Annotated in this window: 22 protein-coding genes; 19 read left to right on the top strand and 3 right to left on the bottom strand. The window is 67.5% G+C overall.

Annotated elements, in window-relative coordinates; translation table 11 throughout:
• The first annotated feature begins 22 nt into the window (after nucleotides 1-22).
• Both rnr and AC3WQR_RS03470 read left to right on the top strand, forming a co-directional pair.
• Nucleotides 23-2,293: a ribonuclease R gene (gene rnr / locus AC3WQR_RS03475; protein ID WP_070060522.1), complete on the top strand. Its 2,271-nt coding sequence runs from the start codon at nucleotides 23-25 to the stop codon at nucleotides 2,291-2,293.
• A gap of 67 nt (nucleotides 2,294-2,360) precedes the next feature.
• A complete protein-coding gene (locus AC3WQR_RS03470; protein ID WP_062471631.1) occupies nucleotides 2,361-3,125 on the top strand; it encodes an SDR family oxidoreductase in 765 nt (254 codons plus the stop codon).
• 9 nt (nucleotides 3,126-3,134) lie between these two features.
• On the opposite strand, the gene AC3WQR_RS03465 is transcribed toward AC3WQR_RS03470, so the two are convergent.
• On the bottom strand, nucleotides 3,135-4,598 hold the full coding sequence (locus AC3WQR_RS03465) for an NAD(P)H-hydrate dehydratase (protein ID WP_492741159.1): 1,464 nt from the start codon (nucleotides 4,596-4,598) through the stop codon (nucleotides 3,135-3,137).
• Nucleotides 4,599-4,641: 43 nt separating this feature from the next.
• Here AC3WQR_RS03465 and AC3WQR_RS03460 point away from each other — a divergent pair, with 43 nt between their 5' ends.
• Nucleotides 4,642-5,061: a hypothetical protein gene (locus AC3WQR_RS03460; protein WP_139704631.1), complete on the top strand. Its 420-nt coding sequence runs from the start codon at nucleotides 4,642-4,644 to the stop codon at nucleotides 5,059-5,061.
• On the opposite strand, the gene AC3WQR_RS03455 is transcribed toward AC3WQR_RS03460, so the two are convergent.
• Entirely contained in the window at nucleotides 5,051-6,304 is a 1,254-nt protein-coding gene (locus AC3WQR_RS03455; RefSeq protein WP_492741158.1) for a D-amino acid dehydrogenase, read from the bottom strand. The genes AC3WQR_RS03460 and AC3WQR_RS03455 overlap by 11 nt on opposite strands.
• A 57-nt stretch (nucleotides 6,305-6,361) precedes the next feature.
• A complete protein-coding gene (locus tag AC3WQR_RS03450; protein WP_492741157.1) occupies nucleotides 6,362-7,684 on the bottom strand; it encodes an amidase in 1,323 nt (440 codons plus the stop codon).
• A 205-nt stretch (nucleotides 7,685-7,889) separates the two neighbouring features.
• Between AC3WQR_RS03450 and rpsB the strand changes: the two genes are divergently transcribed.
• The 16 genes from rpsB to AC3WQR_RS03370 all read left to right on the top strand — a co-directional run bounded on the left by rpsB (nucleotide 7,890) and on the right by AC3WQR_RS03370 (nucleotide 23,187).
• Nucleotides 7,890-8,645, top strand: coding sequence for a 30S ribosomal protein S2 (rpsB, locus tag AC3WQR_RS03445; RefSeq protein ID WP_062471618.1), 756 nt, complete (start codon nucleotides 7,890-7,892; stop codon nucleotides 8,643-8,645).
• A gap of 81 nt (nucleotides 8,646-8,726) precedes the next feature.
• Nucleotides 8,727-9,650, top strand: a complete 924-nt coding sequence (tsf, locus tag AC3WQR_RS03440) for a translation elongation factor Ts (RefSeq protein WP_369632686.1) — start codon at nucleotides 8,727-8,729, stop codon at nucleotides 9,648-9,650.
• A gap of 99 nt (nucleotides 9,651-9,749) precedes the next feature.
• Nucleotides 9,750-10,472: a UMP kinase gene (pyrH, locus tag AC3WQR_RS03435; RefSeq protein WP_390344160.1), complete on the top strand. Its 723-nt coding sequence runs from the start codon at nucleotides 9,750-9,752 to the stop codon at nucleotides 10,470-10,472.
• 11 nt (nucleotides 10,473-10,483) lie between these two features.
• Complete coding sequence (frr, locus tag AC3WQR_RS03430; RefSeq protein ID WP_062471609.1) at nucleotides 10,484-11,044, top strand: ribosome recycling factor; 561 nt, start codon at nucleotides 10,484-10,486, stop codon at nucleotides 11,042-11,044.
• Nucleotides 11,045-11,052: 8 nt separating this feature from the next.
• Nucleotides 11,053-11,778, top strand: a complete 726-nt coding sequence (gene uppS / locus AC3WQR_RS03425) for a polyprenyl diphosphate synthase (protein ID WP_095947730.1) — start codon at nucleotides 11,053-11,055, stop codon at nucleotides 11,776-11,778.
• 24 nt (nucleotides 11,779-11,802) lie between these two features.
• Entirely contained in the window at nucleotides 11,803-12,648 is an 846-nt protein-coding gene (locus tag AC3WQR_RS03420) for a phosphatidate cytidylyltransferase (protein ID WP_070060528.1), read from the top strand.
• On the top strand, nucleotides 12,645-13,832 hold the full coding sequence (ispC, locus tag AC3WQR_RS03415) for a 1-deoxy-D-xylulose-5-phosphate reductoisomerase (protein ID WP_492741156.1): 1,188 nt from the start codon (nucleotides 12,645-12,647) through the stop codon (nucleotides 13,830-13,832). Before AC3WQR_RS03420 ends, ispC begins: the two co-directional genes overlap by 4 nt.
• Before the next feature lie 24 nt (nucleotides 13,833-13,856).
• Complete coding sequence (rseP, locus tag AC3WQR_RS03410) at nucleotides 13,857-15,230, top strand: RIP metalloprotease RseP (RefSeq protein ID WP_492696033.1); 1,374 nt, start codon at nucleotides 13,857-13,859, stop codon at nucleotides 15,228-15,230.
• Nucleotides 15,231-15,268: 38 nt separating this feature from the next.
• Nucleotides 15,269-17,701, top strand: coding sequence for an outer membrane protein assembly factor BamA (bamA, locus tag AC3WQR_RS03405; RefSeq protein WP_062471595.1), 2,433 nt, complete (start codon nucleotides 15,269-15,271; stop codon nucleotides 17,699-17,701).
• On the top strand, nucleotides 17,702-18,247 hold the full coding sequence (locus tag AC3WQR_RS03400; protein ID WP_070060531.1) for an OmpH/Skp family outer membrane protein: 546 nt from the start codon (nucleotides 17,702-17,704) through the stop codon (nucleotides 18,245-18,247).
• Between the two features lie 14 nt (nucleotides 18,248-18,261).
• A complete protein-coding gene (gene lpxD / locus AC3WQR_RS03395; protein WP_492741155.1) occupies nucleotides 18,262-19,239 on the top strand; it encodes a UDP-3-O-(3-hydroxymyristoyl)glucosamine N-acyltransferase in 978 nt (325 codons plus the stop codon).
• Nucleotides 19,236-19,718, top strand: coding sequence for a 3-hydroxyacyl-ACP dehydratase FabZ (gene fabZ, locus AC3WQR_RS03390; protein ID WP_255221048.1), 483 nt, complete (start codon nucleotides 19,236-19,238; stop codon nucleotides 19,716-19,718). The genes lpxD and fabZ overlap by 4 nt, the downstream gene beginning before the upstream one ends.
• Nucleotides 19,719-19,743: 25 nt before the next feature.
• Nucleotides 19,744-20,532: an acyl-ACP--UDP-N-acetylglucosamine O-acyltransferase gene (gene lpxA, locus AC3WQR_RS03385; protein WP_095745191.1), complete on the top strand. Its 789-nt coding sequence runs from the start codon at nucleotides 19,744-19,746 to the stop codon at nucleotides 20,530-20,532.
• Nucleotides 20,533-20,542: 10 nt separating this feature from the next.
• Nucleotides 20,543-21,691 (top strand): lipid-A-disaccharide synthase, encoded by a 1,149-nt coding sequence (gene lpxB / locus AC3WQR_RS03380; RefSeq protein WP_492741154.1) that lies wholly within the window; start codon nucleotides 20,543-20,545, stop codon nucleotides 21,689-21,691.
• On the top strand, nucleotides 21,663-22,394 hold the full coding sequence (rnhB, locus tag AC3WQR_RS03375; protein ID WP_492741153.1) for a ribonuclease HII: 732 nt from the start codon (nucleotides 21,663-21,665) through the stop codon (nucleotides 22,392-22,394). The genes lpxB and rnhB overlap by 29 nt, the downstream gene beginning before the upstream one ends.
• Before the next feature lie 7 nt (nucleotides 22,395-22,401).
• Nucleotides 22,402-23,187, top strand: a complete 786-nt coding sequence (locus AC3WQR_RS03370) for a TrmH family RNA methyltransferase (RefSeq protein WP_492741152.1) — start codon at nucleotides 22,402-22,404, stop codon at nucleotides 23,185-23,187.
• Nucleotides 23,188-23,231: the final 44 nt, after the last annotated feature.

Here is a 23,231-nt window from a genome sequence, read left to right as displayed (position 1 = left end):
AAATAATGTCACTTCCAGCAGCTTGTTGGATGAAATCGAAGGAACTGTTCAAGGACATCGCGACGGGCACGGCTTCGTGCAGCGCGACGACGGCGAGGCAGATATCTACCTGCCACCGAACGAGATGCGCGCGGTGCTGCACAAGGATCGCGTCAAGGCGCGCATCGTGCGACAGGACCGTCGCGGCCGCCCCGAGGGGCGCGTGGTCGAGATCGTCGAGCGGCCCGAGCAGCCCATCATCGGCCGCCTGTTGCACGAAGGCGGGATCTGGCTCGTTGCACCGGAAGACAAGCGCTACGGCCAGGATGTCCTGATCCCGAAGGGCGCGACCGGCCCCGCCAAGGTCGGTCAGGTCGTGGTCGTCCAGCTCACCGAACCGCCGGCCTTGTTCGGCCAGCCCGTGGGCCGCGTGAGAGAAGTGCTGGGCGAGATCGACGACCCCGGAATGGAAATCGAGATCGCCGTGCGCAAGTACGGCGTGCCGCATGAGTTTTCCGCGGAGTGCCTGGCGCAGGCCAAGGCCCTGCCCGAGAAGGTGCGCCCCGCCGACAAGAAGGGCCGCATCGACCTCACCGACGTGCCGCTCGTCACCATCGACGGCGAAGACGCCCGCGACTTCGACGACGCCGTGTACTGCGAGCCCGCCAAGGTGGGCCGCGGCAAGGGCTGGCGCCTGCTGGTCGCCATCGCCGACGTCAGTGCTTATGTGCAGACCGGCTCGGCCATCGACATCGATGCGTACGACCGCGCCACCAGCGTCTATTTCCCGCGCCGCGTGATCCCGATGCTGCCCGAGAAGCTGTCGAACGGCCTGTGCTCGCTCAACCCCGAGGTCGAGCGCCTGTGCATGGTGTGCGACATGCTGGTTGCCGCCGACGGCGAGATCTACGCCTACCAGTTCTATCCGGCCGTGATGTTCAGCCATGCGCGCTTCACGTACACCGAAGTCGCCGCCATCCTCGGCAACACGCGCGGGCCCGAAGCGGCCAAGCGCAAGGACCGCGTCAAGGACCTGCTGAACCTCGCCGACGTCTACAAGGCTCTGCTCAAGCAGCGCGGCAAGCGCGGCGCGGTCGACTTCGAAACCACCGAGACGCAGATCATCTGCGACGATGCCGGCCGCATCGAGAAGATCGTGCCGCGCACCCGCAACGAGGCGCATCGGTTGATCGAAGAAGCGATGCTCGCCGCCAACGTCTGCAGCGCCGACTTCATCGCCGAAGGCAAGCATCCGGGCCTGTTCCGCGTGCACGAAGGCCCGACGCCCGAGAAGAAGGAAATCCTGCGCGGCTACCTGAAGGCCATGGGTGTCGGCCTGAGCATCACCGACGAGCCGCGTCCCGGCGAGTTCCAGGCGATCGCCGAAGCCACCAAGGAACGCCCCGACGCGCAGCAGATCCACACCATGCTGCTGCGCTCGATGCAGCAGGCGATCTACACGCCGATCAACAGCGGCCACTTCGGCCTGGCCTACGAGGCCTACACGCACTTCACCAGCCCGATTCGTCGCTATCCCGACCTGCTGGTGCACCGTGTGATCAAGGCGATCCTCGGCAAGACGCGCTACCAGTTGCCGATGCTGCCCACGCCCGGCGAGGCGCATGCCAAGCTGGCCAAGCGGCTCGCTTCGCGCGTCAAGGCGCCGACCAACAAGCCGCAGAAGGCGACCGTCGCGCCCAGCAAGGAAGTGCTGGCCTGGGAAGCCGCCGGCCTGCATTGCAGCGCTAACGAGCGCCGCGCCGACGAAGCCAGCCGCGACGTCGAGGCCTGGCTCAAGTGCAAGTACATGCGCGAGCACCTCGGCGAGGAATACGGCGGCGTGGTCACCGCGGCCACCACCTTCGGCATCTTCGTCACGCTCGATGCGATGTACGTCGAGGGCCTGGTCCACATCACCGAGCTCGGCGGCGAGTACTTCAAGTTCGACGAGATGCGCCAGGAACTGCGCGGCGAGCGCACCGGCATCCGCTATGCCATCGGCACGCGGGTGCGGGTGCAGGTGAGCCGCGTCGACCTCGATGGCCGCAAGATCGACTTCCGCCTCGTGCGCGAAGGCGAAGACCTGACCTCGCGCGCCATGAAGGACAAGGGCGGCGCGCCGGTGAAGGCGTCGGCCAAGCGAAGCTCCCGCCACAAGGCGGAGGCCGGTGGCGAGTCGCGTTCGGAGCACGGTGGCGGCGGCGCTGCCGCGGTGCCTGCCGGCCCGCAATCGGCCATGCAGGCCTTCAAGTCGGCGGTGAAGAAAGCCGCCAACAAGATGCAGGGCAAGGGGCGCAAGCCCCGCCGCGGATGAGACGCGCCGTGCACACTACCGGTTTACTTACCGTGTGTATGGATCAGTTGAAAAGGAGACTTGGAGCATGAGCGTGGAAAACAACAAGGGCCGCATCGCGATCGTCACGGGCGCGGGGTCGGGCATCGGCCGCGCGGCCGCGCTGGCCCTGCTGGCGGACGGCTGGAGCGTGGCCCTTGCGGGGCGCCGCCTTGAGCCGCTGGAGCAGGTGGCGGAAGAGTCGGGCGCCGGTGCGCGCGCCTTCGCGGTGCCCACCGACGTGGCCAATGCCGACTCGGTGCAGGCGCTGTTCGGCGCCACGGTCGAGCGCTTCGGGCGCGTCGACCTGCTGTTCAACAACGCCGGCGTGGGCAACCCGCCGGGGCCGTTCGAGGACTGGACGCCCGAGCAGTGGAAGGGCGTGGTGGACATCAACCTCACCGGCATGTTCTTCTGCATCCAGCAGGCCTTCCGCACGATGAAGGCGCAGACGCCGCGAGGCGGCCGCATCATCAACAACGGGTCGATCTCGGCGACCACGCCGCGGCCGAATTCCGCGGCCTACACCTCGACCAAGCACGCGGTCGAAGGGCTGACCAAGACCGCTTCGCTCGACGGCCGCAAGTACGACATCGCGGTGGGGCAGGTGGACGTGGGCAATGCCATGACCGAGCTGGCCGCGCGCATGGCCACCGGCGTGCCGCAGGCCAACGGCGAGCTCGCGATCGAGCCGCTGATCGACGTCAAGATCGTCGGCCAGTCGGTGCTCTACATGGCGAACCTGCCGCTGGAAGCCAACGTGCTCTTCCACACCATCATGGCCACGAAGATGCCCTTCGTCGGGCGCGGCTGAGTCCTGCGCTCAGTCGGGTGCGCGGCGGGCCAGCGGGCCTGCCGTGAGCGGGGCCGCATCGGCCGGCCACAGGTCGGCGATGCGGCCGTGCTGCCAGACGGCCTCGCATGCCGCCTCGAATTCGGGGCGGCGCATCGCGAGCGCCGCCCCGATCATGCCGGCAAGCACATCGCCGGTGCCTGCGGTGGCAAGGCGGGCATTGCCGGTCGGGTTGATGACCGGCGGCTCGTCGCTTGCATCGGCAATCACTGTTCCAGATCCCTTGAGCACTGTCACCGCGCCGAAGCGCGACGCCAGCGCACGGGCCGCGGCCAGGCGGTTGGCTTGCACGCCGCCCGTCGTGTCGCCGAGCAGGCGCGCGGCTTCCAACGGATGCGGCGTGAGCACGGTGGGAGCGCCGGCCTGGCCTCGCGCGATCAGTTGCGCCTGAAGTGACGGATCGGCGGCGATGGCGTTGAGCGCGTCGGCGTCGAGCACCAGCGCGGCGGCCGTCGACAGCACGCGCGGCAGCAGTTCGCGCACGGCATCGCCGCCACCGCAGCCGCACACGACCGTCATGCCGGCGAGGTCCAGGGAATGGGCGTCGCGCAGCATCAGCTCGGGCTGCGAGGTGTCGACCGGCGCTGCGCGGGGATCGAGCAATCCGACGAACACGCGTCCCGCGCCCGCATGGAGCGCGGCCGAGCCGGCCAGCAGCGCAGCGCCGGCCATGCCCGAGGCACCGCCGATCACCGCGACATCGCCGTAGCTGCCCTTGTGCGAGGCGTGGGTGCGCGGCTGGATGCCGGGCGCGCCTGCGAGGCGGGCCGTCGGTCGCTCCTGGATGAAAGCGCTGCAACCCAGGTCGTCGAACCACACCGTGCCGGCCGCGTCGCGGCCTTGCGCCGTGAACAGGCCGGGTTTCAGCGTGAGGAAGGTGAGGGTGGTGCGGACCGATACCGGTGCTTGGTCTGCGTTGGAGGCTAGCGTGCCGGTGTCGGCATCGAGGCCCGAGGGCACGTCGATGCTGAGCGCCGGCGAGGCGCTCGCGTGCATCCGCGCAAGCCATTCGGCCATCGTGCCCGACGGCGGGCGGGTCGATCCGATGCCGAGCAGCGCATCCATCGCCAGCTCGAAGCTTGATGGCGGCGCCGAGGCGAAGGTGACGCCCGCATCGCGCGCACGCTGCAGCGACGCCTTGGCATCCGCTGGCAGCCGGCCTTCATCGCCCACGAAGGTGACGACCGGAGAGAAGCCGCGATGCCGCAGTTGCGCCGCGGCTTCGAAGCCGTCGCCGCCGTTGTTCCCGGGGCCGCAGGCGATCCAGATCGTTCGCGCGTGTGGCGCGAGCGCCATTGCGAGCCGCGCCGCGGCGAGGCCGGCGCGCTGCATCAGCGTGTGAGGGGGAAGGGCGGAGGCGGCCGCCTGCTCGATGCGACGCGTGGCGGCGATGTCGAACAGATCGGCGGCGCTGGCGGACGTGATGCGATGCATCGAGCCATTGTGCCGCCGACGCCGCGCCTCCTATCATCGACCGATGACGCTCAAGACCTTCGGCTGGTTGCTGCTTCTGCTGCTGGCGTGCCTGGCCGGCTTCGTTGGCGCGGCCGCAGCGATGATCGCCGGCGCGGCCTGGGCGGTCGGCCTGCTGATCGTGGTGTGGGGGCTGTTCCTGCTGGCCGAGGTGTTGCGCCGGGTGCCGCTGCGCGACATCGCGTGGGCCCTGGGCGTGGGTTATGGCATCGGTGTGATCCGGTGGCTCGACGTGCCGGTCGAGGCAGGGTCCGGCACGCAGTGGCTGATGTTGAGCCTGGACCTGCTGGTGCTGGTGTTCTTCGGGCTGATCGCGCCGGCGATCCTGGGGTTGATCGCCCAACGCTGGGCGCCCCGGCCCGAACTGCCGGTGGAAAAACCGGCCACCCCCGAGCAACTGCGCCGCTGGGGTCCTAAAGACTGAGCCGCTCGATCCCCAGGCCTTCGAGGTCGATGCCGGGGTCTTGCCCGCCAATCAGGTCGCCGAGCACGCGCGCGCTGCCGCAAGACAGCGCCCAGCCGCTCGAGCCGTGGCCCAGGTTGAGCCACACGCCGGGAATGCCGCTGGCGCCCAGCACCGGCGGGCCGTCGGGGAGCATCGGCCGGGCGCCCTTCCATTGCTGGATGCCCGATTGCAGCGTGGCTGCGCCCGGAAACCAGTCGTGCAGCACCTTGTAGAGCGTCTGGATCGCGGCCGGGCTCATGGCGTCGGGCGAGCCGCCGATCTCGGCGCTGCCGGCCACGCGCACGCGCTGGCCCAGGCGGGAGATCGCGACCTTGTAGCGTTCGTCCATCACCGCGCTGCGCGGCGCGTTGAGCGGCTCGCGCACCGGGGCGCTGACCGAGTGGCCGTAGACCGGCGCCAGCGGAATGCGCAGTCCCAGCGGGCGCAGCAGCGCGGCGGACGACAGCCCGGCGCACACCACGATGGCGTCGAACTGCAATGCGTCCGAGCCGCTGGCCAGCGTCAGCGAGGTGGGGGCGGCGCGGCTCAGGGGTGCGATGTCGCAGTTGAAGTGGAACTGCGCGCCCAAAGCCTCGGCTTCCCACTTGAGCAGCAGTGCGAACTGGCGGCAGTTCGCGACCTCGTCTTCCGGCAGGTGGATCGCGCCTGCCAGCGGGGTGTCGGGGTTGAGCGCGGGCTCGATCAGGCGGGCCTCGTCGGCGTCGATCTCGCGGAACACGCTGCCGGCCGAGCGCAGCACCTCCAGCCCGGGCTGCACCAGCTTTTTCTCGCGCTTGGAACGCAGCAGCACCAGGTAGCCATCGCTGCGTTCGTAGCTCAGCTCGCGTGCTTCGGTCACCGCGTGCAGCCGGGTGCGGCTGTAGAAAGCCAGCCGCTGCATGCGGGCGCGGTTGGCCAGGTAGGTCTCGAGCTTGCAGGCCTTCTGCCAGCGCGACATCCAGCTGAGGTCGCGCGAACTCAGCGGCCAGCGCAGCTTGATGGCGCCGTGCGAAGACAGCAGCGAGCGCAGCACCTTGCCGCGCATGCCCGGTGCGGCCCACGGCGTGACATAACCCGGCGCGACCACGCCGGCGTTGGCGAAGCTGGCCTCTTCGGCGGCGGCGCCGCGGCGTTCGAACACGCTCACTTCATGGCCGTCGGAAACCAGTTCCCAGGCGGTGGTGACGCCGACGATGCCGGCGCCCACGATCGCGATTTTCATTGAAATGTTCTAGATAAAAGAAGCGGCTGACGCCCGTGAGGCGGGCGGTGACAGCGGTTATTTCTGTAGCGTGCGTTCGGCCTGGAGGGCCACCGCGAGCACGGCGTCGTCGTGCATCGCGCAGTGCCACAGCATCAGGCCGACCGGCAGTTCGCCGTCGGCGTGGCAGGGCAGCGAAATGGCGCAGCCGTCGAGCATGTTGACGATCGACGGGTTGCGCAGCAGCAGCGCGTTGACGCGGAAGAATTCGTCGTCGCGCTCGGCACCCGGTGCCACGCTGGCGATGGACGGCGCCGTGATCGGCACGGTCGGCGACACCACGGCGTCGAACGGTGCCAGCGCCTTCTCGACGCGGGCGATCCAGTCGCGGCGGGCGCGGACCAGGTCGATGTACTCGTGTGCCTTCATGCTGGCGCCGCGCAGGATGCGCTGCGCCACGCGCGGGTCGTAGCCGGCGCCGCTGCGCTCCAGCAGCAGCCGGTGCCAAGCGTACGACTCGGCCGCCGAGAAGCCGCCGGTGGCGTTGATGGCCTGCAGGTCGGCCAGCTCAGGCAGTTCGATCTCGTGAATATGAGCGCTCGTGGCGCGCAGGGTCGCGAGGGTGCGCTCGAAGACCGTGGCCACGGCGGGCTCGAGGTCGTCGAGGAAGACGTTCTTCACGACGGCCAGCCGGTAGGCCGACAGCGGCGCCGAGCCGGGCGTCACCTGCCGCGCCGAGAGGATCTCGTGCGCGGTGACGGCGTCGCGCACCGAGCGGGTCATGGCGCAGACGGTGTCGAGCGTGGTCGACAGCGGCAGCGCGCCGTCGGCCGGCGTGAGGCGGGCGGTGTTCTTGAAGCCGACGATGCCATTCAGCGCCGCCGGGATGCGGATCGAGCCGCCGGTGTCGGAGCCCAGGCCGATGAAGGCCGCACCGCTCGCCACCGAGATCGCCGCGCCGGAGGACGAGCCGCCCGGAATGCGCGGCGTGGCGGTGTCGCTCACGTTGGCCGGCGTGCCGTGGTGCGGGTTGACGCCGACGCCGGAAAAGGCGAACTCCGTCATGTTGGTGCGCCCGGTCAGCACGCCGCCGGCGGCGCGCAGTCGGGCCACGGCGAGCGAATCGGCTGGGGCGGCCGGTGCGTGCGAGAGCACGGCCGAGCCGGCGGGTGTCGGCTGGCCGGCGACGTCGAACAGGTCCTTGCTGGTGAAGGCAAGCCCGGCGAGGCGGCTTTCGGGCGCCGATGCGGCGGCGGCCGCGCGGGCCTCGTCGAACATCGTGCGGGTGAAAACGTGGGCGCAGGCGGGAGATTCGGAGAGGGCGATGGCGCGCTCCATTTCGGTGCGCGCATCGGAACCGCCAGCCAGAAGGGTGAGACGGGTGGCGTGAAGGTCGTTCATGGCGTCGAGGGTACCTTGGAACGGCTCGGTTCGAGGGAGGAGGGGGTGGCCGCCGTGCTATACTCTTTGGGTTTCGCTGGTTATGCGACAGTTTTGTCGCCGCCAGTCAAGCACATCCGCAAACCGGCCCAATCAAGGTGTTGCGACCCCGTCGAAGGGGCGCAAAACGGGCTGGATTTTAGACCCAACCTTTGGAGTAAATTCAATGTCGACCACCATGCGCGAAATGCTGGAAGCCGGTGTCCACTTCGGTCACCAAACCCGCTTCTGGAACCCCAAGATGGCTCCGTTCATCTTCGGTCACCGCAACAAGATTCACATCATCAACCTGGAAAAGTCGCTCCCGATGTTCCAGGACGCGATGAAGTACGCCAAGCAACTCACGGCCAACCGCGGCACGATCCTGATGGTCGGCACGAAGCGCCAGGCCCGTGAAATCGTCGCTGCAGAAGCTCGCCGCGCCGGCGTGCCTTTCGTCGACACCCGCTGGCTCGGCGGCATGCTGACCAACTTCAAGACCGTCAAGACCTCGATCAAGCGTCTGAAGGACATGAAGGCCCAGCAAGAAGCCGGCCTCGACAGCCTGAGCAAGAAAGAACAGCTCACGTTCTCGCGCGAAATCGCGAAGCTCGAGAAGGACATCGGCGGCATCCAGGACATGGCTGCGCTGCCCGACGCCATCTTCGTGATCGACGTGGGCTTCCACAAGATCGCCGTGGCCGAAGCCAAGAAGCTCGGCATCCCGCTGATCGGCGTGGTCGACTCCAACCACTCGCCCGAAGGCATCGACTACGTGATCCCCGGCAACGACGACTCGTCGAAGGCCGTCACGCTGTATGCCCGTGGCATCGCCGACGCGATCATCGAAGGCCGCAACAGCGCCGGTGGTGACGTGGTCAAGGCCGTTGCCGAAGGCAGCGGCGACGAATTCGTCGAAGTCGAAGAAGGCGCTTCGGCCTGATAGGCGCGTTCGCGAGCCTGAAGAAGGGGCTTTGGTGCCCCTTTTTTTTAACCTGATTTTTGGATTTACGGAGATACACAAATGGCTGCAATCACCGCAAGCATGGTCGGCGAACTGCGCGCGAAGACCGATGCGCCCATGATGGAATGCAAGAAGGCCCTGACGGAGGCCGACGGCAACATGGAAAAGGCCGAAGAGCTGCTGCGCATCAAGCTCGGCAACAAGGCTGGCAAGGCATCGGGCCGCATCACCGCTGAAGGCGTGGTCACGGCTTTCGTCGACGGCGCTGCCGGCGGCATGATCGAAATCAACTGCGAAACCGACTTCGTCACCAAGAACGACAGCTTCCTGGCCATGGCCAACGCTGCCGCGATGCTGGTCGCCAAGAACAACCCGGCCGACATCGCCGCACTGGGCGCGCTGGCTTACGAGCAGGACGGCTTCGGCCCCACGCTCGAAGACGTGCGCAAGGGCCTGATCGGCAAGATCGGCGAGAACATGAGCTTCCGCCGCTTCAAGCACTTCACGGGCAACGGCAAGCTGGCGTCGTACCTGCACGGCACGCGCATCGGCGTGATGGTCGAATTCGAAGGTGACGACACCTCGGCCAAGGACGTCGCGATGCACATCGCCGCCATGAAGCCGGTCGCCATCCAGGCATCGGACGTGCCCGCCGACCTGATCGAAAAAGAGCGCGCAGTGGCCGCCGGCAAGGCTGAAGAAGACCGCAAGACGGCCGAAGCCGAAGGCAAGAAGCCGCAGCCGGCCGACATCGTTGCCAAGCGCATCGAAGGCGGCGTGCAGAAGTACCTCAAGGAAGTCTCGCTGCACAACCAGCCGTTCGTGAAGAACGACAAGCAGACCGTCGAGCAGATGCTCAAGGCCGCCGACACCACGATCAAGGGCTTCACCCTGTACGTGGTCGGCGAAGGCATCGAGAAGAAGGTCGACGACTTCGCTGCCGAAGTCGCTGCCCAGGTCGCTGCTGCCAAGGCTGCCGCCTGATCCGGCAGGCCTCCAAGCGGCGGTGCGCGACAGCGTGCCGCCGCTTTTTCACCGCCACGTTTTACACTCGCCCCCGCCAACCCTCTAAGGAAAATGCCCATGTCTGATGCCCGCCCAGCCCACAAGCGAATCTTGTTGAAGCTGTCGGGTGAGGCATTGATGGGCGATGACGCCTTCGGCATCAACCGCGCCACCATCGTGCGCATGGTCGAAGAGGTGGCCGAGGTCGTGAACATGGGCGTCCAGGTGGCGGTCGTGATCGGCGGCGGCAACATCTTCCGCGGTGTCGCGGGAGGCTCCGTCGGCATGGACCGCGCCACGGCCGACTACATGGGCATGCTGGCCACCGTCATGAACTCGCTGGCCCTGGCCGACGCGATGGACAAGCAGGGCCTCGTGGCCCGCGTGATGTCCGCCATCGCCATCGAGCAGGTGGTCGAGCCCTATGTGCGCCCCAAGGCCCTGCAGTACCTCGAAGAGGGCAAGGTCGTGGTGTTTGCGGCCGGTACCGGCAACCCCTTCTTCACGACCGACACGGCCGCCGCACTGCGCGGTGCCGAGATCGGCGCTGAGCTGGTGCTCAAGGCGACCAAGGTGGACGGCGTCTACACCGCCGATCCCAAGACCCACCCCGAAGCCACGCGCTACGCCTCGCTCACCTTCGACGAGGCGATTGCGCAGAATCTCGGCATCATGGACGCCACGGCCTTCGCGCTGTGCCGCGACCAGAAGCTGCCGATCAAGGTGTTCTCGATCTTCAAGAACGGCGCCCTCAAGCGCGTCGTGATGGGCGAGGACGAGGGCACGCTGGTGCATGCCTAGGAGTAATTGAGATGACCATTGCAGACATTCGCAGTGCGACCGACGCGAAGATGAACCAGTCGCTCGCCGCCTTCCAGAACAACCTCACCAAGATCCGCACGGGCCGTGCCAACTCGGCGCTGCTCGACTCGATCCACGTCGAGTACTACGGCTCGCAGGTGCCGCTGAGCCAGGTGGCCAACGTGTCGGTGCTCGACTCGCGCACGATCAGCGTCCAGCCCTGGGAAAAGGGCATGGGCGCCAAGATCGAGAAGGCCATCCGCGAAAGCGACCTGGGCCTGAACCCCGCGTCGATGGGCGACCTGATCCGCGTGCCGCTGCCCGCCATGAGCGAAGAGCGCCGCAAGGAAATGACCAAGCTGGTCCGCAACGAAGGCGAAAGCGCCAAGATCGCGACGCGCAACCTGCGCCGCGACGCGAACGAAGCCGTCAAGAAGCTCGTGAAGGACAAGCTGGCCTCGGAAGACGACCAGAAACGCGCCGAAGGCGACATCCAGAAGGTCACCGACAAGCACATCGCGGAAATCGACCGTCTGGTCGCCGCGAAAGAAGCGGAGATCATGGCCGTTTGAGGCTCCGCATGGCCTCCTCGCCGCAGACGACGACCCCTCCGCACCACGTTGCCATCGTCATGGATGGCAACGGCCGGTGGGCCACCAAGCGCTTCCTGCCCCGCGTGGCGGGGCACAAGCAGGGCGTGGAGTCGCTGCGGCGCTGCGTCAAGGCCTGCGCCGACCGTGGCGTGGGCGTGCTCACCGTGTTCGCGTTCTCCTCGGAGAACTGGAACCGTCCCCCTGAAGAGGTCTCCGGCCTGATGCAGCTGATGGTCGGGGCACTCGCACGCGAAGTGCCGCGCCTCAACGCCGATGGCGTGCGGCTGCATTTCGTGGGCGAACGCGCCGGCCTGTCCGACAAGATGGTGGCCGGCTTGGTGTCAGCCGAGCAGACCACGGCCCACAACTCGCGTCTGATTCTCAACATCTGCTTCAACTATGGCGGACGCTGGGACATCGCGCGTGCCGCGGCCAAGCTCGCCGAGCAGGGCCTGCCCATGACCGAGATGAACCTCGATCGCGCCATGGCGCTGGCCCACGTGCCCGACCCCGACCTGTTCATCCGCACGGGTGGCGAGCAGCGGCTGTCGAATTTCCTGCTTTGGCAGAGTGCCTACGCCGAGCTGTTCTTCAGCGACAAGCTGTGGCCCGAGTTCGACGAGGCTGCGCTGGACGAGGCCATTGCCGCGTTTCAGGGCCGCGAGCGTCGCTTCGGCCAGACCTCGGCGCAGGTCTCGGCTTCCGCGGCCTGACAACGGCCCGACACCACCCTCCGCATGCTCAAACAACGCATCCTCACGGCGATCGTGCTGCTCGCGATCCTGCTGCCGGCGCTGTTCTACCGAAACCACATTCCCTTCGCCTGCGTGATGCTGGTGCTGATCGGCGCCGCCGCGTGGGAGTGGGGGCGCCTGAACGGCTATGGGCAGGGCATGTCGCTGTTCCTGGGTGCCGAGATGGTGGCGCTGTGCGGGCTGTCGTGGTGGCTGGGGCTGCTGGAGCAGCGCTTGTTCCTCATGTGGTCCCTGGCCAGCGCGGCCTGGGTGCTCGGCGGCGCGGCGCTGCTGCGCGTCGCAGTGCCCGGCTGGCCGCGCATTCCGCGCGGACTGCGGCTGGTGGGCGGCCTGCTGGCGTTGTGGGTCGCATGGCTCGCGGCGGTGCAGGCACGCATGGTCGGCATCAACTTCCTGCTGTCGATCCTGGTGCTGGTCTGGGTGGCGGACGTGTTCGCCTATTTCGCCGGCCGCGCCTTCGGCCTGAAGTTCACCCGCGCCAAGCTGGCGCCGGCCATCAGTCCCGGCAAGAGCTGGGAAGGTGTCTGGGGCGGCATGGCCGGCGTCATCGTGCTGGCGTTCGCCTGGGTCTGGGCCGACAAGAGCCTGGGCGCCACGGTGCCCAGCCTCTACACCCGCCTGCATGAGCGCGGCTGGTGGCTGCTGTTGATCGGGGCGGTGTTCCTGGCGGCGATGAGCGTCGTCGGCGACCTCGTTGAATCGCTGATCAAGCGCAGCGCCGGCGCCAAGGACAGCAGCCGGCTGCTGCCCGGCCACGGCGGCGTGCTCGACCGCGTGGATGCCCTCTTGCCGGCACTTCCCATTGCCATGATGCTGGCTTTCCTGTGAACACTCCCAAACAACGTGTCACGGTGCTTGGCTCGACCGGTTCGGTCGGTGTCAGCACGCTCGACGTCATTGCCCGTCACCCCGAACGCTTCGAGGTGTTTGCGCTCTCGGCGGCCACCAAGGTCGACGAGCTGCTGGCCCAATGCGCGCGCTTCTCGCCGCGCTTCGCCGTCATGGCCAGTGCGCCGCATGCCGCGCTGCTGGCCGAAAAGCTCAAGCAGAACAACCTGCCGACCCGCGTCCTGATGGGCGATGATGCTCTCGAAAAAATAGCGTCGGATGACGAAGTCGACGCCGTGATGGCCGCCATCGTCGGTGCTGCCGGCCTGGCGCCGTGCCTGGCCGCCGCGCGCGCCGGCAAGCGCCTGCTGCTGGCCAACAAGGAAGCGCTGGTCGTCGGTGGCGAGCTGTTCATGCGCACGGTGCAGGAGGGCGGCGCCACGCTGCTGCCCATCGACAGCGAGCATTCGGCCATCTTTCAGTCGCTGCCCGAAGACCCGTCCACCTGGGCGCGGCGCATCGACAAGATCATCCTGACCGCCTCGGGCGGCCCGTTCCGCACCCGGGCACCCGACACGCTGGGCGCCGTGACGCCCGAGCAGGCCTGTGCGCACCCGAACTGGGTCATGGGCCGCAAGATCTCGGTCGACTCGGCCACGATGATGAACAAGGCGCTCGAGGTGATCGAGGCGCGACACCTGTTCGGCGTGTCGCCGGAGCAGATCGAGGTCGTCATCCACCCGCAGAGCGTGGTCCATTCGATGGTGCAGTTCACCGACGCCTCGGTCATCGCCCAACTCGGCACGCCCGACATGCGCGTGCCGATCGCGGTCGGGCTGGCCTGGCCGGAGCGCATCGAAAGCGGGGCGGCACGGCTCGATTTCCGCCAGATGGACTCGCTGACCTTCGACGCGCCCGATCCTGCGCTGTTCCCCGGCCTGGGCCTGGCGTGGCAGGCCTTGCGCGCTGCGTCGGGCACCACGGCGGTGCTGAACGCGGCCAACGAGGTGGCTGTGGCCGCCTTTCTCGACCGGCGCCTGCGTTTCGATCGCATTCATGCGGTCAACCTGGAAACTTTGGAGGCGGTCATGCCCTCAAAGCCGGCATCGCTGGCCGACCTGCTGGCGCTCGACGCCAGCGCCCGCGAGGCGGCGAATGCCGCCGCGGCACGTTTCGCGGCCTGATTCCCTACAGCGCAGAGGACCCCGATGCTCACCGTCATAGCTTTTGTGGTCGCTCTCGGCGTCCTCATCGCGGTCCATGAATACGGCCACTACCGCGTGGCCGTGGCCTGCGGCGTCAAGGTGGAGCGCTTCTCGGTCGGCTTCGGCAAGGCCCTCCTGCGCTGGCAGCCCAAGCGCCAGCATCCGGGGCAGCAGACCGAGTTCGTGATCGGTGCTTTTCCCTTCGGCGGCTACGTCAAGATGCTCGACGAGCGCGAAGGTCCCGTGGCGCCCGAAGAGCGGCACCGCGCCTTCAACACCCAGCCGCTGCGTTCGCGCGCGGCCATCGTGGCCGCCGGTCCGATCGCCAACCTGCTGCTGGCGGTCGTTCTGTACACGGCGGTCAACTGGATCGGCGTCGACGAGCCCGTGGCCAAGCTGGCCCGGCCCGTGGCGGCGTCGCTGGCCGAGGCGGCCGGCCTGCGCGGCGGCGAACACATCACCCAGGCCGGTTTCGACGGCGACCTGTCACCGGTCCAGTCCTTCGAAGACCTGCGCTGGCGCATGACGCGCGGCGCGCTCGACGGCCGCGACCTCACGCTCGAAGTGGCGGGTGAGGGCGGTCGCCCCGGCCGTCAACTGGTCCTGCCGCTGAGCCGCATGGAGGCCAAGGACGCCGATCCGCAGATGTTCCGCAAGATCGGCGTGGTCGCACCGCTGACCCGTCCCGAGATCGGCGAGGTCATGGCGGGCAGCGCGGCGGAGCGTTCGGGCCTTCGCCACGGCGACCTGGTCCTGGCCATTGGCGACACCCCCATCCTCGACGGGCAGCAGCTGCGCGAAGTCATCCGTGCCTCGATCGATGCCTCCGGGCAGGCGCGCACACAGACCTGGCAGCTCCAGCGCGGCGGCCAGCCGCTCTCGCTCGAAGTCAAGCCGGAAGTGCGCGAAGAGGGCGCCACCAAGGTCGCGCGCATCGGCGCCTACGTCGGCGCGCCGCCGGAGATGGTCACGGTGCGCCAGGGCGTCATCGACGGCGTCTGGCGTGGCGTGGTGCGCACCTGGGAGGTGTCCGCGCTCACGGTTCGCATGATGGGCAAGATGCTGATCGGTGAGGCCTCGATCAAGAACCTGAGCGGTCCCTTAACAATTGCTGATTACGCCGGCAAGTCCGCCAGCCTCGGTCTGACGCAGTACCTGGTCTTTCTCGCGCTCATCAGCGTGAGCCTCGGGGTGCTCAACCTGATGCCGCTGCCGGTCCTCGATGGGGGGCACCTGATGTATTATCTTTGGGAGGGCCTGACCGGGAAAAGCGTCTCCGACGCCTGGATGGAACGGCTGCAGCGTGGCGGTGTCGCCTTGCTGCTGGTGATGATGTCGGTCGCACTCTTCAACGACGTCACGCGGCTCTTTGGTTAACTTTCTGCCGGCCCTTTCCGTGCCGGCCCAATTCACAGATGAACACAAACTTCAGTCGCTTTCGCCTGCGTAGCGTTGCCGCGGTGGTGGCCAGCACGCTGGCGGCCACGGCCGCTTGGGCCGTCGAGCCTTTCACGGTGCGCGATATCCGCGTCGAAGGCTTGCAACGCGTCGAGGCCGGCACGATCTTCGGGTCGCTGCCCCTGCGTGTGGGCGACACCTACAGCGACGAACGCGGCTCGGCCGCGATCCGCGCGCTGTTCGACCTGGGGTTGTTCAAGGACGTGCGTATCGACGTCAACGGCAACGTGCTGGTGGTGATCGTCGAAGAGCGGCCCACCATCGCCGACGTCGACTTTGTCGGCGCCAAGGAATTCGACAAGGCGGCGCTGCAGAAGGCGCTGCGTGAAATCGGCCTGGCCGACGGCCGCCCGTACGACAAGGCCCTGGCCGACCGCGCCGAGCAGGAGCTCAAGCGCCAGTACGTGAGCCGCAGCCTCTACAACGCGAACGTCGTGACCACCGTCACGCCCATCGAGCGCAACCGCGTGAACCTGACGTTCACCGTGACCGAAGGCGAATCCGCCCGCATCCGCGAAGTGCACGTGGTCGGCAACAAGGCCTTCAGCGAATCGACGCTGCTGAGCCTGTTCGACCAGGACAGCGGCGGCTTCATGAGCTGGTACACCAAGTCGAACCAGTACTCGCGCGCCAAGCTCAACGCCGACCTCGAGACACTGAAGAGCTACTACATCACCCGCGGCTACCTCGAGTTCCGCATCGATTCGACCCAGGTCGCCATTTCGCCGGACCGCAAGGACCTGAGCGTCACGGTGAACATCACCGAAGGCGAGAAGTTCGTGGTGGCGGGCATCAAGCTCGACGGCAACTACCTGGGCCGCGACGACGAGTTCAAGTCGCTCATCACGATCAAGCCCGGCGAGCCCTACAACGGCGAGCAAGTCACGGAGACCACCAAGGCCTTCAGCGACTACTTCGGCACCTTCGGCTACGCCTTCGCCCGCGTGCAGGCGCGTCCGGACATCGACCGCGTGAACAACCGCGTCACGCTCACGCTGCAGGCCGAGCCCTCGCGCCGCGTGTACGTGCGCCGCGTGTCGGTCGGCGGCAACAACAAGACGCGCGACGAAGTGATCCGCCGCGAGTTCCGCCAGTTCGAAGCCTCGTGGTACGACGGCGACAAGATCAAGGTCTCGCGCGACCGCGTGGACCGCCTGGGCTTCTTCACCGAAGTGAACGTCGAGACCCAGGAAGTGCCCGGCTCGCCCGACCAGGTCGACCTGACCGTCAACGTGGCCGAGAAGCCCACCGGCACGCTGCAGTTGGGTGCCGGCTACTCGAGCGCGGAAAAGGTCGCGTTGACCTTCGGCATCTCGCAGGAAAACGTGTTCGGCTCGGGCAATTTCCTGGGCGTGCAGGTCAACACCAGCAAGTACAACCGCACGCTGTCGCTGACCACCACCGACCCGTACTTCACGAAGGACGGCATCTCGCGCACGATCAGCGTCTACCACACGACGACGCGTCCGTACTCCACGAACGAAGACGGCGACTACAAGCTGGTGAACCAGGGCGCCTCGATCCGTTTCGGCGTGCCGTTCAGCGAACTCGACACCGTCTTCTTCGGCGTCGGCCTGGAGCGCTACGCGTTCGACCCGAACCGCTCGGCGCTCGCCGGCCTCACCACGCCGCAGTCGTACCTGAACTACTTCCATTGCGGCAAGGACGCGACCGGCTGGTTCGTCACCAGCTGCGACCAGAAGAGCGTCTGGGGCATCCCGCTGACCGTGGGCTGGGGCCGCGACAGCCGCGACAGCGCGCTGGTCCCGACCACCGGCCGCCTGCAGCGCGCCAACCTCGAGTTGGGCGTGGGCGGCGACATGAAGTACCTGAAGACCAGCTACCAGTACCAGCAGTTCTTCGCGATCAACAAGCAGTACACCTTCGCCATCAACGGCGAAGTGGGCTATGCCAAGGCCTTCGGTGGCAAGGTCTACCCGATCTTCAAGAACTTCTACGCCGGTGGCCTGGGGTCGATCCGCGGTTTCGAGCAGAACTCGCTGGGCCCGCGCGACCAGCCGCTGCTCGGCCAGACCGAAGGCGCGGCACTGGGCGGTACCAAGAAGGCTATCTTCAACGCCGAGCTGAGCACGCCGTTCCCCGGCGCCGGCAACGACCGCACGCTGCGCCTGTACGGCTTCTTCGACGTCGGTAACGTGTTCGGCTCCCGTGCACCCAACGTGACGGACGAGCAATGGAAGGCCCAGAAGAAGCTGCGCGCCTCGGTCGGCCTGGGCATCAGCTGGATCTCGCCGCTGGGCCCGCTGCGCCTGGCCTACGCCTTCCCCGTCAAATCCCAGAAGGAAGTGACGGATCCGAGCACCGGGTTCGTCGTGATCCCGAAGGATAGAATTCAGCGCCTCCAATTCCAGATCGGAACGTCTTTCTAAATGAAGCATTTGATTCGCGCTGCCGCCGGCGCGTTCCTGATTCCCGCTTTTGCCCTCATGGCTGCGCCCGCGCAGGCCCAGGAAAGCTTTCGCATCGGTTTCGTGAACCCCGACCGTGTGCTGCGCGAAGCGCAGCCGGCCAAGACCGCGCAAGCCAAGCTCGAGGCTGAATTCCTCAAGCGCGAAAAGGACCTGACCGTGCAGGGCGATGCGCTGAAGACGGCCTCGGAGAAGTTCGAGCGCGAGGCACCGACCCTGTCGGAAAGCCAGCGCGTCTCGCGCCAGCGTTCGCTGGTCGACCAGGACCGCGACTTCCAGCGCAAGCGCCGCGAGTTCCAGGAAGACCTGAACGCGCGCAAGAACGAAGAGCTCCAGCAGGTCTACGAGCGCGCCAACCGCGTGGTCAAGCAGGTCGCCGAAGCCGAAAAGTACGACGCCATCCTCCAGGAAGCGATCTACATCAACCCGAAGCACGACATCACCGACAAGGTGATCAAGGCGCTCAACGCGTCGGTCGGCTCCTCTGCGCCTGCGGCCGGCAAGTAACGCCGCGAACCGGCGTGTCGCTGCAGCTCGGAGCCATCGTTGACGCCCTCGGGGGCGAGCTTCATGGAGATGCCACGCTGTCCATCGAGCGGCTCGCGCCGCTTCAGAATGCACAGCCCGATGCGCTCAGCTTCCTGAGCCATCCCAAATACCAGCAGGAACTGGCCGCCTCCAAGGCGGCCTGTGTCATCGTGTCGCCCGCCATGCGCGAGGCCGCCGCGGCGCGTGGCGCCTACATCGTCACGCCCGATCCGTACTACTACTTTGCGCGCCTGACGCAGCTGTGGAAAGCGCACCATGCGCGCCCGGAAGCCGATCGCATCCATCCTTCCGCCGTGATCCATCCCGAAGCTCAGGTCGACGCCACCGCGCGCATCGGCGCGCTGTGCGTGGTGGAGCGGGGCGCGCGCATCGGTGCGGGCACCGTGCTGAAGTCGCGCGTCACGGTCAGCGAAGACTGCACCATCGGCGAACGCTGCCTGCTGCAGCCCGGTGTGGTGATCGGGGCCGACGGCTTCGGCCTCGCGCCGCACCAGGGCGCCTGGGTCAAGATCGAGCAGCTGGGCGCGGTGCGCATCGGCAACGACGTCGAGATCGGCGCCAACACCTGCATCGACCGCGGCGCGCTCGACGACACCGTGATCGAAGACGGCGTGAAGCTCGACAACCTGATCCAGATCGGCCACAACGTGCGCGTCGGCAAGCACACCGCCATGGCGGGCTGCGTCGGCGTGGCCGGCAGCGCCACCATCGGCGCCCACTGCACCTTCGGCGGCGGCGCCATCGTGCTGGGCCACCTCACGGTGGCCGACGGCGTGCATGTGTCGGCGGCGACCGTGGTGACACGCTCCATCCGCAAGGCCGGCCAGTACACCGGCATGTTTCCGATCGATGACAATGCGAACTGGGAAAAGAATGCGGCAACGCTCAAGCAGTTGCACAGCCTGCGCGAACGACTGAAGGCGCTGGAAAAAGCCCCCTCGAAACAATGACGACGATGCAGGAACAGAACACCATGACGGACACGACGCTCGATATCCACCAAATTCTCAAGTTGCTGCCGCATCGCTACCCGTTTCTCCTGGTGGATCGGGTGTTGAGCATGGAGAAGGGCAAGCGCATCACGGCGCTCAAGAACGTGACGATGAACGAGCCCTTCTTCAACGGCCACTTCCCTCACCGTCCGGTGATGCCGGGCGTGCTGATGCTCGAAGCCATGGCGCAGGCCGCGGCGCTGCTGTCGTTCCGCTCGCTCGACATCGTGCCCGACGACAACACGGTCTACTACTTTGCGGCCATCGACGGCGCGCGCTTCAAGCGCCCCGTGGAGCCGGGCGACCAGCTCACGCTGGAAGTCGAGATCGAGCGCATGAAGGCCGGCATCTCGAAGTTCAAGGGCCGTGCGCTCGTGGGCAGCGAACTGGCGTGCGAAGCCTCGCTGATGTGCGCCATGCGCCAGATCAACAGCTGATCCGGCTCATCGTCTCTTGCAAGGCATGACCCAGGTTCATTCGACCGCGATCGTCGACCCGAAGGCCCAGCTCGACGCCTCGGTGTCGGTCGGTCCCTACACCGTGATCGGCCCGCACGTGCGGATCGGCGCGGGCACCACCATCGGCGCGCACTGCGTGATCGAAGGGCGCACCACCATCGGGCGCGACAACAGGATCTTCCAGTTCTCGTCGCTCGGCGCGATCCCGCAAGACAAGAAATACGCGGGTGAGCCCACCGAGCTCACCATCGGCGACCGCAACGTGATCCGCGAGTTCTGCACCTTCAACCTCGGCGTGCCCGGGGCAGGGGGCATCACGCGTGTCGGCAACGACAACTGGATCATGGCGTACACGCACATCGCGCACGACTGCCGGGTCGACAACCACACGACGCTGTCCAACAACACCACGCTGGCTGGGCACGTGCATCTGGCCGACTGGGTCACGATCGGCGGCCTGACCGGCATCCATCAGTTCGTCTCGGTGGGCGCGCACGCCATGGTCGGTTTTGCGAGCGCGATCTCGCAGGACGTGCCGCCGTTCATGCTGGTCGATGGCAATCCGCTGGCCGTGCGCGGCTTCAACATCGTGGGTCTGCGCCGGCGCGATTTCTCGGCGCAGCGGCTCGCAGCGGTCAAGCAGATGCACCGCCTGCTGTACCGCCAGGGCAAGACGCTCGAAGAGGCGCGCGCCGCCATCGCCGAGCTCGCAGCGGAAATGCCCGAGGCCGCCGGCGATGTCGCGCTGATGGAGGCCTTCCTCGCCCATTCAACGCGCGGCATCGCGCGCTGACATGGGCGCGATGAGCACGAACGAACAGCGCCGCTTCGCGCTGGTCGCGGGCGAAGCGTCCGGCGACCTGCTCGCGGGTTTGCTGCTCGACGGCCTCGAAGCCCGCTGGCCGGCCTTGCAGACCGTCGGCATCGGCGGTCCGCGCATGCTGGCCCACGGCTTCCAGAGCTGGTGGCCGCAGGAAAAGCTGGCCGTGCGCGGCTACATCGAGGTGCTTCGGCACTACGCCGAGATCGCTGGCATCCGCCGCCAGCTCAAGGCCCGACTGCTGCGCGAGCGCCCCGAGCTGTTCATCGGTGTCGACGCGCCCGATTTCAATCTCGACCTCGAAGCCGGCCTGCGCAGCGAGGGCATCAAGACGGTTCATTTCGTCTGTCCCTCGATCTGGGCCTGGCGCGCCGACCGCATCGACAAGATCCGCGCCGCCGCCGATCACGTGCTGTGCATCTTCCCGTTCGAGCCCGAATTGCTCGAAAAGCAGGGCGTGGCCGCGAGCTATGTGGGCCATCCGATTGCCAACGTGATCCCGATGACGCCCGACCGCGCCGCCGCCCGCGCCGCACTCGGGCTGGACCCCGAGGCGCAGGTCGTTGCGCTGCTGCCCGGCAGCCGGCGTTCGGAAATACGCTACTTGGCGGCCCGCTTCTTCGCGGCCGCGGCGCTGATGCAGAAGGCCAAGCCGAAGCTGCAGTTCATCGCGCCGATCCTGCCGGGGTTGCGCGGCGAGGTCGAAAGCCTGCTGCAGGCCGCCGGCATGGCAGGGCGGGTGAAGCTGCTCGACGGCCAGTCCCATGCCGCGCTCGCCGCCTGCGACGTCACGCTGATCGCCAGCGGCACGGCCACGCTCGAGGCGGCGCTGTTCAAGCGCCCGATGGTCATCGCCTACAACATGAACGGGCTCTCGTGGCGCCTCATGCAGCGCAAGCAGCTGCAGCCCTGGGTCGGGCTGCCGAACATCCTGTGCCGCGAGTTCGTGGTGCCCGAATTGCTGCAGGAAGCCGCCTCGCCCGAGGCGCTGGCACAGGCCACGCTCGAATGGCTCGACGCGCCCGCGAAGACGCAGGCGCTGCAACAAAGATTTTCAGCGCTGCATGTGCAATTGCAGCGCGACACGCCCACACTGTGCGCCGATGCGATCCAGAAAGTTCTTGAAGGCTGAGCAGGCCCCGCTGGTGTGGGACGCGCCCGGCCTGATGGCGGGCGTCGACGAAGCAGGGCGCGGACCGCTGGCCGGCCCCGTGGTGGCCGCGGCCGTGATCCTCGACGACCTGCGCCCGATCCGCGGCCTGGCCGACTCCAAGACGCTCACGGCGCTGCAGCGCGAACGCCTGCACGACCAGATCCTGGCCAAGGCGCTGTGCTGCTCGATCGCGCAGGCCTCGGTCGAGGAGATCGACAGCCTCAACATCCTGCAGGCCACCATGCTCGCGATGCGTCGCGCGGTCGAAGGCTTGCGGCTCAAGCCGGTCAAGGTGCTGGTGGACGGCAACCGGCTGCCCCGGCTCGACGTGCTGGCCGAGGCCATCGTCAAGGGCGACGCGCGGGTCAAGGCGATCTCGGCCGCGTCCATCCTGGCCAAGGTGCACCGCGACCGGCTTTGCACGCAACTGCACGACGAATTTCCCCACTACGGCTTTGCCGGCCACAAGGGCTACGGCACGCGCGAACACCTCGAGGCGCTCCAGCGCCACGGGGCCTGCGTGCATCACCGCCGGTCGTTCAGCCCGGTGGCGGCGGCGCTGGCGCGCACGGCTGCTGCAACGTCAGGCGTCAATGTCATGGCCGGCGAGGTTTCGGTCGCCCACGTGATCGGCGCCGCCGAAAACCATGGCGCGCGCCTCGATCCGCGCGCCGCCCCCTGAGCCCGCCATGACCACCGACACCGGCCCGAGCCACATCAGCTCGCGCGACAACCCCTTGCTCAAGGATTTGCGCAAGCTCGCGCAAGACCCGGGCGCCTACCGCAAGCTCGGCCGGCTCTGGCTCGAGGGCGATCACCTGTGCCGTGCGGCGCTGGCCCGCGGCGTCCGGCCGGCGGTGGCGGTGTTTTCGGAAGCGTTCTGGCCCTCTGCACCCGCCGAATGGGTGCGCAGTGCTATCAAAACGGTAGTGGTCGCCGACGATCTGCTGCGCGCAGTGAGTGGCCTGGAGTCGCCCGCGCCGATGGGCTTCGTGCTCGACCTGCCGCCACGGCCCGAAATCCTGCCCGACGCCCCGAGCGTGGTGCTCGACCGCCTGCAGGATGCCGGCAATGCCGGCTCCATCCTGCGCAGCGCGGCGGCTTTCGGCTTCACCCAGGTGATCGCGCTCAAGGGCACGGCCGCGCTGTGGGCGCCGAAGGTGCTGCGTGCCGGCATGGGGGCCCACTTCGGCCTCCGGCTGGTCGAAGGCGTGGACATCGACGCGCTCGACGCGCTGCGGGTGCCCCTGGTGGCCACCAGTTCGCACCGGGGCGAATGGCTGCACAAGGCCGATCTGCCGCACCCCTGCGCTTGGCTGATGGGCCACGAGGGGCAGGGCGTTTCGGCTGCGCTGGAGGCCCGGGCTGCCCACCACATCCGCATCGCGCAGCCGGGCGGCGAGGAGTCGCTCAACGTGGCCGCGGCCGCCGCCATCTGCCTGCACGCAAGCGGAGCGGCCCTACAGGCCAAATAACACACCCAGTCCGGGCTACAATCGGGGGCTTACTCGCAAATCAG

This window comes from Variovorax sp. FW305-3-2-15-B-LB1 (assembly GCF_058787635.1).
The sequence above is the reverse complement of the archived record's forward strand: the minus strand, read 5'-3'. Positions and strand labels throughout refer to the sequence as shown.